General features: G+C 30.7%; 17 protein-coding genes and 2 tRNA genes. 7 read left to right on the forward strand and 12 right to left on the reverse strand.

The annotated features are described in order from the left end of the window. Positions 1-188 precede the first annotated feature (188 nt). Positions 189-731 (forward strand): ferritin, encoded by a 543-nt coding sequence (locus JBL43_RS08895; RefSeq protein ID WP_198841109.1) that lies wholly within the window; start codon positions 189-191, stop codon positions 729-731. Between the two features lie 487 nt (positions 732-1,218). Here the strand turns inward: JBL43_RS08895 and JBL43_RS08900 are convergent, their stop codons facing one another. The 4 genes from JBL43_RS08900 to JBL43_RS08915 all read right to left on the reverse strand — a co-directional run bounded on the left by JBL43_RS08900 (position 1,219) and on the right by JBL43_RS08915 (position 4,203). Then, complete coding sequence (locus tag JBL43_RS08900) at positions 1,219-1,404, reverse strand: CsbD family protein (RefSeq protein WP_198841110.1); 186 nt, start codon at positions 1,402-1,404, stop codon at positions 1,219-1,221. Between the two features lie 154 nt (positions 1,405-1,558). Further along, on the reverse strand, positions 1,559-2,317 hold the full coding sequence (locus JBL43_RS08905) for a TIGR03915 family putative DNA repair protein (protein ID WP_198841111.1): 759 nt from the start codon (positions 2,315-2,317) through the stop codon (positions 1,559-1,561). Then, on the reverse strand, positions 2,317-3,573 hold the full coding sequence (locus JBL43_RS08910; protein WP_198841112.1) for a putative DNA modification/repair radical SAM protein: 1,257 nt from the start codon (positions 3,571-3,573) through the stop codon (positions 2,317-2,319). Before JBL43_RS08910 ends, JBL43_RS08905 begins: the two co-directional genes overlap by 1 nt. Positions 3,574-3,771: 198 nt before the next feature. Then, on the reverse strand, positions 3,772-4,203 hold the full coding sequence (locus tag JBL43_RS08915; RefSeq protein ID WP_198841113.1) for a BLUF domain-containing protein: 432 nt from the start codon (positions 4,201-4,203) through the stop codon (positions 3,772-3,774). Between the two features lie 344 nt (positions 4,204-4,547). Here JBL43_RS08915 and JBL43_RS08920 point away from each other — a divergent pair, with 344 nt between their 5' ends. Beyond that, positions 4,548-5,087, forward strand: coding sequence for a hypothetical protein (locus tag JBL43_RS08920; RefSeq protein WP_198841114.1), 540 nt, complete (start codon positions 4,548-4,550; stop codon positions 5,085-5,087). A 73-nt stretch (positions 5,088-5,160) separates the two neighbouring features. On the opposite strand, the gene JBL43_RS08925 is transcribed toward JBL43_RS08920, so the two are convergent. The 4 genes from JBL43_RS08925 to JBL43_RS20245 form a co-directional block, all read right to left on the reverse strand. After that, positions 5,161-6,681, reverse strand: a complete 1,521-nt coding sequence (locus JBL43_RS08925) for a GH3 family acyl-acid amido synthetase (protein ID WP_198841115.1) — start codon at positions 6,679-6,681, stop codon at positions 5,161-5,163. 53 nt (positions 6,682-6,734) lie between these two features. After that, a complete protein-coding gene (locus tag JBL43_RS08930) occupies positions 6,735-7,229 on the reverse strand; it encodes a YciE/YciF ferroxidase family protein (protein ID WP_198841116.1) in 495 nt (164 codons plus the stop codon). 144 nt (positions 7,230-7,373) lie between these two features. Beyond that, entirely contained in the window at positions 7,374-8,006 is a 633-nt protein-coding gene (locus JBL43_RS20240) for an FAD/NAD(P)-binding protein (protein WP_233098739.1), read from the reverse strand. A 171-nt stretch (positions 8,007-8,177) separates the two neighbouring features. Continuing rightward, a complete protein-coding gene (locus JBL43_RS20245) occupies positions 8,178-9,161 on the reverse strand; it encodes an FAD/NAD(P)-binding protein (RefSeq protein ID WP_233098740.1) in 984 nt (327 codons plus the stop codon). Positions 9,162-9,489: 328 nt separating this feature from the next. On the opposite strand from JBL43_RS20245, the gene mnmL reads away from it, so the two are divergent. Continuing rightward, positions 9,490-10,434 (forward strand): tRNA modification radical SAM protein MnmL/YtqA, encoded by a 945-nt coding sequence (mnmL, locus tag JBL43_RS08940; protein ID WP_198841117.1) that lies wholly within the window; start codon positions 9,490-9,492, stop codon positions 10,432-10,434. A gap of 977 nt (positions 10,435-11,411) precedes the next feature. Here the strand turns inward: mnmL and JBL43_RS08945 are convergent. The 4 genes from JBL43_RS08945 to JBL43_RS08960 all read right to left on the reverse strand — a co-directional run bounded on the left by JBL43_RS08945 (position 11,412) and on the right by JBL43_RS08960 (position 13,868). Next, positions 11,412-11,489, reverse strand: a tRNA-Pro gene (locus JBL43_RS08945). Positions 11,490-11,672: 183 nt separating this feature from the next. Beyond that, positions 11,673-11,759 (reverse strand) — tRNA-Ser (locus JBL43_RS08950). 189 nt (positions 11,760-11,948) lie between these two features. Further along, positions 11,949-12,317, reverse strand: a complete 369-nt coding sequence (locus tag JBL43_RS08955; RefSeq protein WP_198841118.1) for an RNA-binding S4 domain-containing protein — start codon at positions 12,315-12,317, stop codon at positions 11,949-11,951. Between the two features lie 63 nt (positions 12,318-12,380). Continuing rightward, positions 12,381-13,868, reverse strand: coding sequence for a GFO_1087 family putative carboxy terminal peptidase (locus JBL43_RS08960; RefSeq protein WP_198841119.1), 1,488 nt, complete (start codon positions 13,866-13,868; stop codon positions 12,381-12,383). A 284-nt stretch (positions 13,869-14,152) separates the two neighbouring features. Between JBL43_RS08960 and JBL43_RS08965 the strand changes: the two genes are divergently transcribed. The 4 genes from JBL43_RS08965 to JBL43_RS08980 all read left to right on the forward strand — a co-directional run bounded on the left by JBL43_RS08965 (position 14,153) and on the right by JBL43_RS08980 (position 16,346). After that, the gene (locus tag JBL43_RS08965) at positions 14,153-14,662 is read left to right on the forward strand and encodes a GFO_1088 family ECF-type sigma factor (RefSeq protein ID WP_138949902.1); all 510 of its coding nucleotides are present in this window, start codon (positions 14,153-14,155) and stop codon (positions 14,660-14,662) included. Beyond that, the gene (locus JBL43_RS08970; protein WP_198841120.1) at positions 14,649-15,086 is read left to right on the forward strand and encodes a PG0215 family putative anti-sigma factor; all 438 of its coding nucleotides are present in this window, start codon (positions 14,649-14,651) and stop codon (positions 15,084-15,086) included. Before JBL43_RS08965 ends, JBL43_RS08970 begins: the two co-directional genes overlap by 14 nt. A gap of 9 nt (positions 15,087-15,095) precedes the next feature. Then, entirely contained in the window at positions 15,096-15,728 is a 633-nt protein-coding gene (locus JBL43_RS08975; protein ID WP_233098741.1) for a GFO_1090 family protein, read from the forward strand. A 72-nt stretch (positions 15,729-15,800) separates the two neighbouring features. Beyond that, the gene (locus tag JBL43_RS08980; RefSeq protein WP_198841121.1) at positions 15,801-16,346 is read left to right on the forward strand and encodes a GFO_1091 family lipoprotein; all 546 of its coding nucleotides are present in this window, start codon (positions 15,801-15,803) and stop codon (positions 16,344-16,346) included. The last annotated feature ends 2 nt before the right edge of the window (positions 16,347-16,348 follow it).

Consider the following 16,348-nt stretch of genomic DNA (forward strand, 5'->3'; position numbering starts at 1 on the left):
TCTTATTAGTTTATGATAAATACGACTTTATTTATAGCTCAAACGGAAGTAACCATTGATGCTTTAGAATTTTATAGTACCACAAATAGCATTCACAATCAATAGCGTTAAACATTGTTTTTTTTATGGCAATCCTTAGTATAAACAGATCTTATTTTTGTGTGTATAACCGTAAAGAATAGAAGAAAATGGAAAACAAAAGAATTTCAAGTAAAATGGAAAAAATGTTGAATGAACAAATGACGCGAGAAGCTTATCAGGCTCAAGTGTATCTTTCATATGGATGCTGGGCAGAAGAAAACAGTTTTGTAGGTGTTTCTCAGTTTTTATATAAGCACATGCAAGAGGAACGTGAACATATGTTTAAATTTGTAAAGTATATTTTAGATAGAGGCGGTAGTATAAATGTTGATTCAATTAAAGCTGCCCCGAAAAGTCCAAAAGATATTGGTGATTGTTTACAAAAAATTCTAAAACATGAAATTGACAATTCTAACGAAATTGACAAGATTGTAAATTTAGCACATGAAGAAAAGGATTGGGCAACATTTAATTTTGGTCAATGGTTTGTTAAAGAACAAATTGAAGAAGAAACATTAATCAATGAACTCATAGATAAATATACGTTAGCTTCTAAAGAAACTAAAGATAATGCTAATTTATATGAAATGGACAAGGATTTGGCAAAGGCTTCACAGGAAGCAACTATTCCTAGAGAAGAGCAGATATAATAAAATTAAATTTAGATATAATATTTCCTTTTTTATGGGTTGTCAATTTTGACAGCCCTTTTTTAATTTAACGCAGTAAAAAAACAATATCTAAGCTACTTTTGTTCTTTTCTAATTTTTGGAGTTATTATTTGATTGGATAACAATACTGTTTTACTACGCTTGGAACTGTTTTAGAGTAGTAATTAAATTAAAGAAAATCGGACTTTATAAATTATGACAAAAAAGAAGCAATACAACGAAAAGATTACCAAGAATGATGGAAAGAGATTGGAAATAAATATTGAAATTTACGCAATGATTCTGGTATAAATTTGAAGAGAATTTACGCTTTAAAAATAATTGATAATAGAATAAGATTGATTTGTGAATTCTCGTAAAATTAAATAGAGATTTCATAAAAGAATAAGTGATATTTAGATACATTAAAACCTCCAATTTTTTTAAAATTGGAGGTTTTTTTTATGTGTTTTAAATTTTAAATCATTTAAAAGTTATCAATTTCTTCTTTTAATTGCTCTTTAGTTTTTCCAGTTTTTTCTTGGATTTTACCTAGCATTTCGTCAAATTTCCCTTCCGCATAGGTTAGGTCATTATCCGTTAAATCACCATGTTTTTGTTTTAATTTTCCTTTGGCCTGATTCCACTTGCCTTTTAATTGATCTGTGTTCATATTTTTATTTTTTTAGGCCTGTATTAGTTACAGGCGAGATTAATATTTTATTCTTATCCCAAAGATAAGGATAGACTTAGCTGAACATTAGTCCAATAAAATTTAATATTGACTTTAAAAAAAGTTGAATACAATGGTTCAATAGAATTTGAAATTAACTTTTCTCAATAAGGTATTTCCAATATCTTTTGGGTACATGTTGAAGGTGCAATTTCATGTTTTTTCTTGAAGAAATATTGGTGCTTTTAAAATATGATTTCCACAGTTTTTGAAATTCAATTTCTGAAGGGTCTAGATTAATAGTGAGCTTTTGATTTTGTTCTTTCGCATTAACTTCTAAAATTACAAATTCAACCTTTTCTTGATTATAATAAATTCCTCTATTTCTTTTTAAATCATATATCAACCAATTTTGATCTGCATATCTCGATTTAAAATGGTTACTAATTAATGGTAAGACATCAAAATCGGGTTCGATGAAGGCATAGTAAGTTCCATCATTGGCCAACTTAAACCGAACAAATGCATTCATTCTATGACGCTCTCTATTAATTTTTTTTAAAACTTGCTTAATTTCTAATACTGCAGGGTGACCAAAATCACTTAAGATGTTTTTTTTACACTCTAAAGCATAACGAATAACTTTTAAAATATCATCTTCTATAGATTCCAGTTCACTTAATAATGTTTTTAGGAGAGACTGAAATCCGTTTTTATTTAAAATAGATGTGAGTTTTTCTGAAACCCTTTTAGCCTTATCAAAATTTGTCCTAACTTCTATAATTTCTGCAAATAACTGTGGCATTTCTAAATTGTTTTTTCTAATTGCCACTTTGTCTAATTTGAGCTCGTAAACTTCAAAAACGGCAGTTAAAAAACCTTCAATTGTAGTATCATAAATAAGGTAGGTCATCAAAAAAGAGAAAGTTGATTTGAAAAGTTCTTTTTATATTTACTAGTGCTGAAGTGTAAAATTTCACTTTTTAAACGGTTATGGTCAAAGTCTTTAGTAAAATAGTAGTTTTTACAGATGATAAAATATTTTGCTCTATTTAGAGCGATACCTATCTTTTTTAGCTGCTCATAACTTAAATAAGCATGTTTTCGAGCAGCAATAATTTTTTGTGCAGATCTAACACCTACTCCTGGAATTCTAAGTATCATATGATAATCTGCGGTGTTAATATCCACTGGAAAATAATCCATATTTCTTAAAGCCCAAGATAATTTAGGATCAATTTCTAAATCTAAATTCGGATAAAATTCGTTTACTATTTCTTGCGGTTTAAATTTATAAAATCGAAATAACCAATCTGTCTGATAGAGCCTATTTTCTCTCACCATAGGTACTGGTGTTCCTAGAGTGGGTAGTTTGTTGTCTGAAAGCACGGGTACATAACCAGAATAATAAACTCTTTTAAGGTTGTATTTTTTATAGAGAAACGTTGATGTTTTCACAATGTCAAGATCACTTTCGTTAGTGGCTCCTATAATCATTTGACTAGATTGGCCAGCAGGTGTGAATTTTGGAGATGATTTAATTAACTTCTTCTCTTCTTTATATATTTGAATACCTTGCTGGATGGTATTCATAGGAGCTAGCATTGTTTTATGGTCTTTATCTGGAGCTAGCAATTTTAATCCTGATTTAGTTGGAAGTTCAATATTCACACTAAGACGATCTGCATACAATCCAGCTTCATACATTAATTCGTCACTTGCTCCTGGTATTGTCTTTAAATGAATGTAGCCATTAAATTTATAATCTAATCGCAATTTTTTAGCAACGAGGACTAATCTTTCCATAGTATAATCAGGATTTTTAAAAATTCCTGAGCTTAAAAAGAGTCCTTCTATATAATTCCTTCTATAAAAGTTTAACGTTAAATCAACCACTTCTTCTACTTTAAAAGCAGCTCGTTTAATGTCGTTACTTTTTCTGGAAACACAATATAAACAATCGTAAATACAATAGTTCGTTAATAATATTTTTAGGAGTGAAACACAACGACCATCTTCAGTATAGCTATGGCATATCCCTACGCCAGAAGAATCACCTAAATTCTTACCTTTATTTGTTCGTTTACTCCCACTGGAAGAACAGGATACATCATACTTGGCAGCATCTGCTAAAATTGATAATTTCTCATTTATTCTGTCCCAATTCATTAAATAAGTTATTTATATAAAGTTGTGTTTCTTTATTGTAAAAATAAGAGTTTACTATTGAAAAATTAAAGTTATTATTGAAAATCCTTCTACAAAGTTAATGGCATAATCAACTGAATCATAAGTTTTATGTTAAGTATTGAAAACACGAATTCGCTTTGTGTTAAAAATAAAGAATGGTAAAAAAGAGTTACCCCTTTAAATACTTTCAATATTTGTTAATTTGCCGTCACCTAGAACGCGTCTAACGGTTGCCCAAAAGCTTAAAAGAGCACTAGAAGATTTTTCTGCAAAATCAGAAAATAAAATTAAATTTTCGACAAATTGTTTAACATCATCATTGTTTGGATTGTGGAAAGCCATATTCCATTCTCCGAAATACCGCTTTGCATTATTTTCCCATAACAAGGTCACATCCTGATGTCTTTCATCGGCTTTAATTTTTTCATATAATTGCAGCACTTCACTTTCTTCTCCTTCAAGAATTTGAACAAATCTACTGTTATGATAAACCAGACAACCTGTGATATCGAGTGTAGAATTCTTGGATTTTGCACGCTCAAGAATGTTGTTTAAATCTGTAAAATTCATTGCAGATTTTGATTTAGAGACATATGTTAGTTGAAACATTGAAAGGATTTATTTGCTTTATTATAAAACCCTTTTATTCTTAAATTGAAAAATAATATTAAAACTTATAGAATTATTCTTTCTAAATTAAGGGGATTCTTAAGGTTGTAAATATATAGAAAAAAATAGTTATGGCTATAGATATTTGTATGCTCATATGGTATGTTTTATTTATCTGAAGAATAATTTCTTAAAATTAAGAAACAGTTGTTTTATAATAAATTATGCTTAAAAAAGTGAGATCTAAATTTTTTTTAACTCTTTTGCTAAAATGATTAACTCGATATGTTTATAAGTTTTTTAAGGAAATTCTAATCATTATATTGTTGTTTAAAGTGTAAAAAATGAATAAATCAATACCCAAGTGTATAAAAGGAAATGTTGTAAAAGCATTATCCTATTATCCTGAATTAGTGAATACTTCCATAACATTTAAGATTAAAAAAAACATAAAAAAGTCAACTATGCAGGCCCAACCAATTTGGGACTTCCTATGGAAATCTAGAAAAAATAGATCTTATGTTATTTTAATAAGTAGTACGTTTAAAATTGAAGGAAAAGAGTTTAATACGTTAGACATTCCCTCGGAAGTTTTTATTGGATGGATTGGTCATGAATTAGGACATATTATGGATTATGAAGAGCGAAGTAAACTAAGTTTAATTTTATTTGGAATAAACTATTTAATTTCTTCTAAATCAATTCAGAAAGCGGAAAGAACAGCAGACACTTTTGCAGTTTCACATGGAATGGCAACATATATTTTAGCCACTAAAGACTTTATTCTCAATAATGCGTCCATAGCAAAGAAATATAAAGAAAGGATTATTAAATACTATCTCTCACCAGAAGAAATAATGGAATTGGTTGAAGAAAAAAAGTAGACCTTCAGTTAGATTTAAGAAATGAATAATCGTTCAGCTAAAATAAGTCAATACTATTTCAACTTGCACTATCTTATTCGTTTAAAAATTTTTCCCATTTTTCAAATTTTTCTTCCCCCATGACCCGCTCCATTTTAACTTGACCACCTTTCTTCTTATTATAATCATTCCAATCATGAAAAACGAAAGGTTTTATAAGCTTAACATGCACACCTTTCAATGCTTTTGACCTAGCAACTTTATAATTTTTATTTGCTTTTTTTAAGGCGTTGTCTAATGTTTCTGCAATTTTTTTTGCATCTATTTCTGTATTTTCAGTACCTAGGTACCAGCTGTGATAATAATCGCCATTAATTCGTTTAGCTGAAATGGTATATTCTGTAATCTTTATATTAAAGTGATTTTCAAGTTCTTTTACGGCATCATTCATTTTATTTACTGATAATTGCGAACCAACCACATTTAGAAAAAATTTGGTTCTACCTGTAATTTTGATTTCAGCTCGTTTAATATCTGTAAATTCAATTGTATCGCCAATTAGATAACGCCATGCTCCAGAAACTGTACTAATTACTAAAACGTAATCTTGACCTAATTCAACTTCCGCTAAGGTTTTAACTTCCGCGTTGGGTGCTAAAGAACCGTCTTCCTTTATGTACTCTGGTTTAAAGGGGACAAACTCATAGTAGATACCGTTATCAGTTATTAATTGCATTGCCGAAGTTTCAGGACGTGCTTGAAAAGCAATAAATCCCTCAGAAGCTAAATAGGTATCAATTATGGTTATGGGCTTTCCTAATAAGGCATTAAAACTTTTTTCATAAGAATCAAAAGCAACACCACCAGAAGTATATACTTGTAAGTTAGGCCAAATTTCATGAATATTATCCACATCATGATAATTGATAACTTCTTGCAACATCAGTTCCATCCATGAAGGAATACCACTTAACGCTCCGATATCCCAATTTTTAGCATTTTTAGCAATTTTTTGTACTCGGGTGTCCCAGTCATAAATTTGTGCAATTTCTTTCCCCGGTTTATAATAAGGTCTAAACCAAAAAGGAATGTTACTTGCACTAATACCACTAATTTCACCTTCTAAATGATCATTCTGCTCTTTTAATTCTGTAGAACTTCCTAACATCATAATTTCCTTTTCGAAAAAATCAGGTGGTAAATCAAAATTAGACAACTCCAATACTTGATTGATACCAGCCTGTTTTATGGCGTCTAGCATATCGTTGGTAACAGGAATTCTTTTGCTAGTTTTACCCGTGGTTCCAGAACTTAGTGCAAAATAATCAGGTGAACCTGGCCAAGTTATATTCTCTAATCCGTCATGCAATTTTGTCCACCATTCCGAATTCATTTTGTTATAATCAAAAAATGGAATTTTGTTGGAAAAAGTAGTTGCTACATTTTCTGATTTTAAAATAGTATTGAAATGATAATGGGTACCAAATTCTGTATTCTTTGCTTTTTCTAAGAGTTCTTTTAAGACCCTTTTTTGAGCAATGACTGGGTTATTATCTGAAGCTAATTTGTCCGTTATTTCAATTACTCCTTTAATTATATTTCCTAAAATGGCCATTTTTTTTATTTATAGATGGATAGTTTGAATAATTTACGATTATACAAATTTTTTTACTTTATTTGCTCCAAGGCTTTTCTATTGACCCTGTTTTCCGCAATTTCATTTAAGGTATGATCAGCATTATATTCTTCATTAAGAATTTCCTGTAAATTTTCAGCAACTTGTCTTAAACCTAATTCCTTAGCATATCTAACAGCAGTTCCATAACCCGAAATTTCATAATGCTCAATGCGTTGTGCTTCAGCTATCAATCCGGCATCCATTACTTCATTATCTTCTACTGCATTCATAAAGATTTTGGCCTCTTTTATTAAACCTTTCATTGCATGACATTTAGCACCGGATGGAGAAATATTTAATTCCCTACAAATGGTTTCAAGTTTACTCTTTTGCTCTTTCGTTTCTTTTAAATGATTTTCAAATGCTTTGATTAGTTTTTTATTGTTAGCATTTTTTGCCATTTTGGGAAGTGCAGAAAGTAATTGTGTTTCAGCACTGTATAAATCCTTTATTTGATGATTGAATAAATCGTTTAATGTTTTCATACCTTTTTATTTTTCAATTAGAAGACTAAAATAAGGCGTATACAAATGGACGATTAACTATAAAAAGGAAAGTATTAACTCAAATGAAGAAATGGATTTACATCAATGATTATAAAGGTTTAGAAATAAAAAAGATTACAACAGTTAATTGTGGTTATTTTCAATCCAGTTCATATGTCTTTTTACGGCTTCTTTAGACCATGATTTAGGTCTTTCACCGAAACATTCGAGAATTGCATCAACACCAATGATGGTACCTTTTGCAAGTCTTCCTAGTAATGCGATAGGAACGAATTTTTTATGATCATTTGGGATTATGTATCCATTTTTATCCGTTAAAATACCTAAATCATCATGAACGGGTTTTATTAAATCATTTAAAAGGAGCAGTTTGACAATGGACGAATTTACAGATTTTATTTTAGGGGAATCCAATACAGAATCAATCATGAAATGAACCATTTTATGCTTACCATCCGAAGTGAAATTCCATCCCTCACTAGTAGGTTTAATTTCTGGGTCATTAATAAAATCAAAAGTCATCACACCGGCAGAAACCAAAGCTAATAGTTGTTGAATACTCTCCACAGGTGGACCATATGCATATCTTTTCATTCTTTCATCTAAGTTTATTATTTCTGCGAAGACTTCATTATTACATTCATTATAGGAGAGTTGTTTGTAAATTGAAGGTTGGCAATGTCTCCAAACTTGACCAATGCAGAAGTCTAAACTAATGGTGTAGTTTCCCACTGCCATACCCACATAATTTTCCATTAGTTGAGTTGTGGATAATTTCTTAGAGGTAATGATAGCATGTTCAAAAGAATCATAATTCAACCAGTTCTTTACCAATCTTGTTATTTCTATTGGGTCTAAACGCTGTTGTGAATTTGAGGTTGGTAAATTTAAATAAATCTCTGCGGCAATGTTTGATATGGCATCGATTTAAAAATCAGAATTAGTTGCACTTCTTTGAAGAGATGGGTTCCCGATTTCATCTTCAAAATTAGAAATATGTTTTAGCGAAGGTTTAAATAATTCATCAATTTCTGCATTTAAGGGTTTTGGAGCAGGAGGGAGGCCGTCAAGAGAAAAAGGTATAAACCAATTTTTTATGTCAAACGTCGTAGTGTATTCACATGCCTGGGTTTGTTCATCTATTATGGTAAAATTACCATATTCGCTGGCTATACCTCGTACTACATCAATCATCGCTAAACCAAATCCGCGTACACCAATGGCGTTTTTTGTGTCTAAATCTGAACAATTCAATATGTTTTGAATGGGATAAGGTGCCTTCAAAAGTGTTACGTTTTCATTTTCCTGAGCGTATTTTTCCCATGCTATGAGTTGTTTTGATAATGCTGTAGGTTGATGTCCAATTGTAAGTAGAATTTCATCTAAGTAATCATAAGTATTTAAATTGGTCTCCACTTTTAATTTATTATTTTCTAAAAGGTCTACAACCTGAACTTTTTCTTTAAATAAAGTGACCATTTCTATTGCTAACAAAGGTTTGATAAAAGTTTCGAATCGTTGGTGTAAATAGGCTCCAACCTTGGCTCTAGGAGGATAATTGTCAGGTTCTTTATTACTGAGTAGAGAAAATTCTTTGCTTATCCATTCATGATATGAAGGGAACTTAGGAATTGTAATTGTATCCAAAATTATCTTTGGTCTACTTTCTAAGATTAATATGCGTTCTGAAATATTAATCCAATTTGTTTCTACTTGATTCAATCTATAAATAGCTCCATTACCAAAATATTCAGTTTCTTCAAAGAGTAGTAGATGTATATTCTTTAAAGAATTCTTTTCACTTAAACCAATGATTAGATTTTCTAGTGCATATAATCCTCGTGGTCCCATTCCTATAATCCCTAAAACACGTTTATTAGAAAGATTATTATTCTTATTAAGGTAATTCATATGAAAATATTAAAGGTGAAAGTGATATTTATTTTTATAATGAATAAGATAATGATAATGGAATTCTGCGATTAGTCATGTCTTTATAATTTAAAAATCATAGTGTATTGGTTCTAAGAATTCTTATTTATCAAAAATACATTATAAATGTAAAAGGTAAAAATAACAGATTTTTTGCATTTCTACGTCGCTATCCTTTTAGTGGTAAGATTTTTAATATAGGTACTTATAGAATACTACTCGCGTATTCTCGCAATGTTGATTGTATTGAAAAGAAGAATATCAATTGATGTTTAAGTAGTAATAAAGCTTTAATTTTACAGACCAAATGCAATTCAACAACAACAAACGCTACAACGATTACTCGTCCTATATCAAACGGACATTTTCTGAGCGTGTTCAAAAAATTTCGTTAGATACAGGTTTTACATGTCCAAACAGAGATGGTACTAAAGGAGTAGGAGGTTGCACCTATTGTAATAATAGTACCTTTAATCCTTATTATTGTAAACCTAACAAGAGCATTACCCAACAGTTAGAAGAAGGCATTGCATTCTTTTCCAAAAAATATAAAACACAGCAATATTTAGCCTATTTTCAAGCGTATACCAATACTTACGCAGACATTAATTTGGTGAAGCAATTGTATTACGAGGCCATCAATCATCCAAAAGTAATAGGCTTGGTTATTGGGACACGACCAGATTGTATCAATGTCGATTTAATTGATTTTTTATCGGATTTAGCAAAGGACAACTACATTTCTTTAGAGTTTGGAGTGGAAAGTACCTTAGAAAGAACCCTTAAAGATGTAAATCGTTGCCACACGTATAAAGAAACGGTTGAAGCCTATGAACTCGCTAAAAACAGGGGCTTGCATTTAGGTGCTCATATGATTATAGGCTTACCTGGAGAAAGTAAAGCTGATATTTTAAACCACGCCAAACAATTGTCCAAACTGCCTATAAATAGCTTGAAATTGCATCAATTACAAATAGTAAAACATACCATGATGGCAAAACAGTTTAAGGACAATCCAGAACAGTTTCGTTTATTTACGGTTGAAGATTATGTAGATTTTATAACTGATTTTGTGGCCTTGTTAAGACCAGATATTATTATAGAACGGTTTATTAGCGAATCGCCAAGTCATTTATTAATTGCACCAAAATGGAATTTGAAGAATTTTGAAATTGTTGCGAAAATTGATAAAAAATTAGTTGAAAAAGACCAATGGCAAGGGAAAAGTATTGAACCGTCATTGCAATCTTAAAACCGTTATACTTATTACGAGGATTACGCCTCGTTCCTCGTCGTAAATTTTTATAAAGAAAGATATTAAATTTTAGATTGTGAGAATTCACAGGATTACGCCTCGTTTCTCTTGGTGATTCTTATGGAGTGTTTTATTTAAATAAAAAAAAATAAAACTTTAGATAATGGAAATAAACAGGATTACTCCTCGTTCCTTGATGTGATCGTTGATTAATTTTATATAGTAAAATTCAGTTAATAAATAGGATTACGCCTCGTTCCTCGTCGTTATCATTATGGAGTGTTGTTATATAGAAAGATATAAAATTTTAGATATTGAGAATAAACAGGATTACTCCTCGTTCCTCGTCGTGATCGTTGATTAATTTTATATAGTAAAATTCAGTTAATAAATAAACAGGATTACTCCTCGTTCCTCGTCGTGATCGTTATGGAGTGTTTTTATAAAGAAAGTTATTAAATTTTAGATAGAGAGAGTATGGCAGGATTACTCCTCGTTCCTCGTCGTGATCCTGTGATGGGGTTTCATATAAAGAGATTATAAATTTTAGATAGTGAGAATAATCAGGATTACTCCTCGTTCCTCGTCGTGATCGTTGATTAATTTTATATAGTAAAATTTAGTTAATAAACAGGATTACGCCTCGTTCCTCGTCGTGATCCTTATGGAGTGTTTTTATAAAGAAAGTTATTAAATTTTAGATAGTGAGAATAAACAGGATTACTCCTCGTTCCTCGTCATGATCCTGTGATGGGGTTTCATATAAAGAGATTATAAATTTTAGAAAGTGAGAATAAACAGGATTACGCCTCGTTCCTCGTCGTGATCCTGTGATGGGGTTGTTGCTCATTAAAAGCCTAAAATGGCGATGCCATTTTTGCGTCTTTTTTTATTTGTTTACTTATGCTCAACTTCGTTGGCAATGTAAACAAATAAAAAAAGCCTAAAGAATCAAAGATTCTTTAGGCTTTTAATGGTCGGGGTGGCAGGATTCGAACCTGCGACCTCCGCGTCCCAAACGCGGCGCGATAACCGGGCTACGCTACACCCCGAAAAAAACAGTTATCACTGTAAAACAATATTTCAAACATCAATTGATGCTTTGTTGGTTATGGATGGGATTAACAATGTTGTTCCCTTTTACCACATACTGCAAATTTTATCCTCTCAAAGTTTTACAAGCAAGCTTGACAACTTTGTTCTGCTAAAATTTTACTCGCAGCTTTAATTGATTGCGGAGAGGAAGGGATTCGAACCCCCGGTACCCTTACGAGTACAACTCCTTAGCAGGGAGCCCCGATCGACCACTCCGGCACCTCTCCAAAATTTTAATGAACAGCATTAATTTTTTAATGCGAGTGCAAATGTAATAAAATTTGATAATTTAAAACCAAAAATAACGAGAGAAATTATAAAAAAAAAGAGAAAACGCAGTATTTCTCTTTTTAAAACAATTCAATGCTTTGTCTATCATTAATTTATGTCAGAAATTTAGAATAAAACATTTTTAATTATTCTTCTTCTGTGTAATCGTCAATATCTCTTCTGTCTTTTTTAGTAGGTCTACCAGTTCCTTTTTTTCTGTAATAATCTTTAGAGTACTTTAAGACTTCTGAATTTTCAAAGGCTTCTTTCGGTGTGGTGTCTTTACGATAAAGATCTACAAGTTTGGCACCAACGCGGTTAGGAGGTAAGTCTAACACCTCTAATTCATAATTAATCTGATTTTTGCGGACTACAATTTTTTCACCTATATAAACCTCTTTTGAAGGTTTACAGTTAGATGCGTTTATTTTTATATGCCCTTTTTTACAAGCATCTGTAGCTTTACTTCGGGTTTTGTAATACCGGGTTGTCCATAAATATTTATCTATTCGCATAGTCTAAAACTTAAAAAGCTCATTTTACAATTTGTAAAATGAGCTTTTTCTTAATATAATATATTAATTTAATTCTTGAGGGATGATATACATTTCCTTAGAGAATTGTCTTTTATCAGCAGAATTAAATACTTTTTCATTTTTTAATTCAGGGCCTTTTATTGTTTGACCTTTACTTACTGTACCTCTAATATTATCTAAGGCAATTTTTAATAATGGCTCGTTTAAATCTCCAAATGGTTTCATATCAGAAATGTATTCAACTTGCTCTATATCTGGATTGAACCCAGCGGTATAATCACTTTGATCTAATTTATTAAATATTTTAAAAGTGATGGGTTGCATAGCATTGGTATGATTTGTATTAATATTTGTAGAACTAAAATCAGGAGAATCATAAAGAGTAAAAGAACCTACATTTTTACCATAAGTTGTTGTTCCAATTAAAATAACATTAGCATCTCCCATATAGGCTCTTAAGCCATTGATTACCATTTCACTTGCCGAAGCGGTGTCATCAGAGACTATGACATATAGTTTATTCAAGTTGGTTAACCTATTTAAAGTGAAATCTCCAGTATTATCACCATCTATGTCATAAATATATCCTTTATCAAAAAAAGGATAATAGGAGTCATCATCACTATTTTTAGAGTTATTGATTAATTTAGCAAAAACTTCATTCTCTGATGCGTTTCCATATATCATACTCGATAAATAGGCACATGTTAATACGGAACCACCTCCATTATATCTTAAGTCTAAAACCAATTCTTGAATATTTTGAGATTTAAAATCACCAAAAACAGCATTCATTTCAGCATGGAAGGTATATTTGAAGCCATTATAAACTAAATAACCCACTTTTTTTCCGTCAATATCTAAAGTACTAGAATAATGAACAGGGTTTTCTACTACTTCTCGTAATGTTAAATTAGCTTCCTTGCCATTTGAAATAACAGACGCCTCCGAATTGTTAAATTCTAAAGTAGCAAACTTCATAGAGATACTATTATCGCTGTAGTATTTATTTACTACTGAATAATTATCCAGATTTAATGAAACACCATTAAAAATGTTAAAAACATCACCCCTTTTTAATCCCGCTTCAGATGCCGGAGTATTAGGAACAATGTAGGTTATGTAACCTATAACTTCATCACCATCACTATTTAATCTAGCTAATGAAAATTCAAATCCGAATGCATCATTAATGCCTCTACTTGAAGCATCTGAAGCTCTGTAATCGTCAATAAACCACGAAAACCTGTCAGAAGTACCTTTTTGGTATAATAAGGATTCAAATAATTCTTCAGGGTCATTATAACTATTTAAATAAGTATTGTAGTCACTTAATACATCATTTTTTGTGTCATCTAAATTTGCTACATCGCTTTGCCAATAATAATGAGTATTCAATCCTTTCCAAACAAAATCGTTAATTTCACTATTCAACTCAACGGTTGGTTCTTGAGGTTCATCTTTGTTTTTATCGCAATTGATAAATAATAAGGTAAGGAGAGTAACGGTGGTTAATACCAATTTCTTCATATGTTTTTTTTAAAGTTTGTCGCAAAATAAGGAAATTTATTACAAATGCTAACAGGTTTGTAACAAAAATACAACTGGTTCGTCTTAAATTATAGACAACAGATTTGAAACATTAGAGTTAAGATTAAAACAATTTCTAATCATTGAATTTAAGTCACGCAATAATCAAACCAAAAAAAACATTAGTAACAAAATAAGCACTTAATCGTCTTTAAAATAGAGATGAGACGATGGAATAAATAAATTCGTGTTAATTTGTGATATTAGTGCCAAACCAAACCAAAATGCAACAAACTGAATTTTTAAATACAGTTTTACCGTTAAAAGACAAAGTTTTTAGATTAGCTAAAAGGTTGTTGGTCTCTATTGATGAGGCAGAGGATGCAACCCAAGAGTTATTCTTAAAATTATGGAAGAATAAAAGTAAGCTGAAAAATTATAGCAGTGTGGAGGCTTTCGCAATGACCATGACAAAAAATTATTGTTTAGATCAGCTAAAAGCTAAACGTTCCAATAATTTAAAATTAGTACATAGTAATTATAAGGATAATAATATCTCATTAGAAAGAGATATTGAGGTAAAAGATAGTGTAAGTAAAGTACATGAGTTGATTGAAAATTTACCAGAAAAACAGAAATTAATAATACAATTAAGAGATGTTGAGAATTTTGAATTTGAAGAAATTGGCAAGATTCTTGACTTACAGCCAACAGCGGTGCGTGTAGCATTGTCGAGAGCAAGAAAAACAATAAGACAACAATTGATAAAACAACATAACTATGGAATTAGCTAACATAGAACAACTAATTGAAAAATATGAAAATGCTGAAACTTCTTTGCAAGAAGAACAGGTATTGGCAACTTATTTTCAACAAGATAATACACCGGCACATTTACTAGAATATAAAGCAATGTTCGGTTATTTTAATGAGAGTAAAGCAGAACGTTTTACGAAGACCATTCCTTTAAAAACTAAAAAGTCGTATTGGAAATGGGCTTCAGTAGCCGCTGCAGCAATCTTATTAGTTAGTATTTATACGGTTAATACCTCTGATAGTATTTCAGATCAAGAGCGTAAAGATGCCAAACTAGCTTATCAAGAAACTCAGAAAGCATTCCAATTGATTTCTCAAAATCTAAATAAAGGAGAAAGTGTTGCTATTGCTGGATTACAAGAGTTTCAAAAAACACAGAATAAAGTATTTAAAAACAATTAAAAAATAGAAATGATGAACACACTATATAATACTAAAGAAATGAAGTTTTCAACGAAAAATAACGATCTCAAAACAAATAATAGAAATATAATGAATAAAACTAAAAATTTAATAATTGCATTAGCCTTAGTAATAGCACCTTTAGCAACTTTTGCACAATCAACATTTGATAATTTTGCTGATATGGATGATGTATCTGTAGTCACGGTAAATAAAAAAATGTTTGAGCTAATGGGTAAAGTAGCTGGAGAAACAGATGATGCAAAAGAGTATATTAGCCTTGTAAGTGGTCTTAATAGTTTAAGAGTGTTGGCTACTGAAAATGTTTCTATTGCCGCAGAAATGAAAGCTAAAGTAGCTAGTTACTTAAAGTCTTCTAAGTTATCTGAGCTAATGAGTGTTAAGGACAAAGAAGGTAATGTTAAAATTTATATTAGAGAAGGTAAAGATGCAGATCATGTAAAAGAACTTTTTATGTTTATAGATGGTATTAGTACGGATATTGGCGGTGCAGATCGTGATGCAAAAGCTGTAATTGTTTCTATAACAGGTGATATTGATTTGAATAAAATTTCTAAGCTAACTGAGCAAATGAATATTCAAGGAGGTGAGCATTTAAAAGATGTAAAAAAGAAGAACTAAGACGCTGTAAAGTCATGGTAATAGGGCATTCCTTTTTAAAAGTAATTTGATAATCTCAAAACATATATTCCGATGAAAACTATAACTAAAATACTATCTATTTCAATTGTAATGCTATTATTTGCTTCTTGTGGAAGTAGTCCATCTTTACAAAAGTATTATATTGATAATCAAGACGATGATAACTTTAGATCTTTAGATTTACCCGCAAGTTTGGTGAGTTTAAAAGATGATGCATCGGCAGAAGCACAGAGTACCTTAGCATCTATAAAAAAATTAAATGTGCTTGCCTTTGTGAAAAACGAAGCAAATGAGGCTCAGTATGCTTTAGAAAAAGCAAAAGTAAAAGCCATTATTAAAGATAAAAAATATGTTGAACTGATCCGTTTTAAGGATAAGGGTAGAGATGTTGTTGTTAAATATGAAGGAAGTGAAGAAGATAATTCTATCGATGAATTGGTTGTTTATGGAAATGATAAATCTCAAGGTTTTGCTTTAGTCAGAGTGTTGGGCGATAAAATGGAACCTGGTAAAATTCTTAAAATGATGAATGAAATAGGAGATATTGATGGAGATGGTTTTAAAGGCTTAAAAGATTTAGCAAAGAATATGAAATAATT

Source organism: Aureibaculum flavum (assembly GCF_016406085.1).
Classification (GTDB): Bacteria; Bacteroidota; Bacteroidia; order Flavobacteriales; family Flavobacteriaceae; genus Aureibaculum; species Aureibaculum flavum.

Bases quoted from the DNA above. Each gene is read 5' to 3' on its own strand.
- JBL43_RS08915 (WP_198841113.1), bottom strand. From the start codon at position 4,203: ATGTTTCAACTAACATATGTCTCTAAATCAAAATCTGCAATGAATTTT.
- JBL43_RS08980 (WP_198841121.1), top strand. From the start codon at position 15,801: ATGAAAACTATAACTAAAATACTATCTATTTCAATTGTAATGCTATTA.
- JBL43_RS08960 (WP_198841119.1), bottom strand. From the start codon at position 13,868: ATGAAGAAATTGGTATTAACCACCGTTACTCTCCTTACCTTATTATTT.
- JBL43_RS08925 (WP_198841115.1), bottom strand. From the start codon at position 6,681: ATGGCCATTTTAGGAAATATAATTAAAGGAGTAATTGAAATAACGGAC.
- JBL43_RS08970 (WP_198841120.1), top strand. From the start codon at position 14,649: ATGGAATTAGCTAACATAGAACAACTAATTGAAAAATATGAAAATGCT.
- JBL43_RS20240 (WP_233098739.1), bottom strand. From the start codon at position 8,006: ATGGAAAATTATGTGGGTATGGCAGTGGGAAACTACACCATTAGTTTA.
- mnmL (WP_198841117.1), top strand. From the start codon at position 9,490: ATGCAATTCAACAACAACAAACGCTACAACGATTACTCGTCCTATATC.
- JBL43_RS08905 (WP_198841111.1), bottom strand. From the start codon at position 2,317: ATGACCTACCTTATTTATGATACTACAATTGAAGGTTTTTTAACTGCC.
- JBL43_RS08965 (WP_138949902.1), top strand. From the start codon at position 14,153: ATGCAACAAACTGAATTTTTAAATACAGTTTTACCGTTAAAAGACAAA.
- JBL43_RS08895 (WP_198841109.1), top strand. From the start codon at position 189: ATGGAAAACAAAAGAATTTCAAGTAAAATGGAAAAAATGTTGAATGAA.
- JBL43_RS08900 (WP_198841110.1), bottom strand. From the start codon at position 1,404: ATGAACACAGATCAATTAAAAGGCAAGTGGAATCAGGCCAAAGGAAAA.
- JBL43_RS08930 (WP_198841116.1), bottom strand. From the start codon at position 7,229: ATGAAAACATTAAACGATTTATTCAATCATCAAATAAAGGATTTATAC.
- JBL43_RS08910 (WP_198841112.1), bottom strand. From the start codon at position 3,573: ATGAATTGGGACAGAATAAATGAGAAATTATCAATTTTAGCAGATGCT.
- JBL43_RS08975 (WP_233098741.1), top strand. From the start codon at position 15,096: ATGATGAACACACTATATAATACTAAAGAAATGAAGTTTTCAACGAAA.
- JBL43_RS20245 (WP_233098740.1), bottom strand. From the start codon at position 9,161: ATGAATTACCTTAATAAGAATAATAATCTTTCTAATAAACGTGTTTTA.
- JBL43_RS08955 (WP_198841118.1), bottom strand. From the start codon at position 12,317: ATGCGAATAGATAAATATTTATGGACAACCCGGTATTACAAAACCCGA.
- JBL43_RS08920 (WP_198841114.1), top strand. From the start codon at position 4,548: ATGAATAAATCAATACCCAAGTGTATAAAAGGAAATGTTGTAAAAGCA.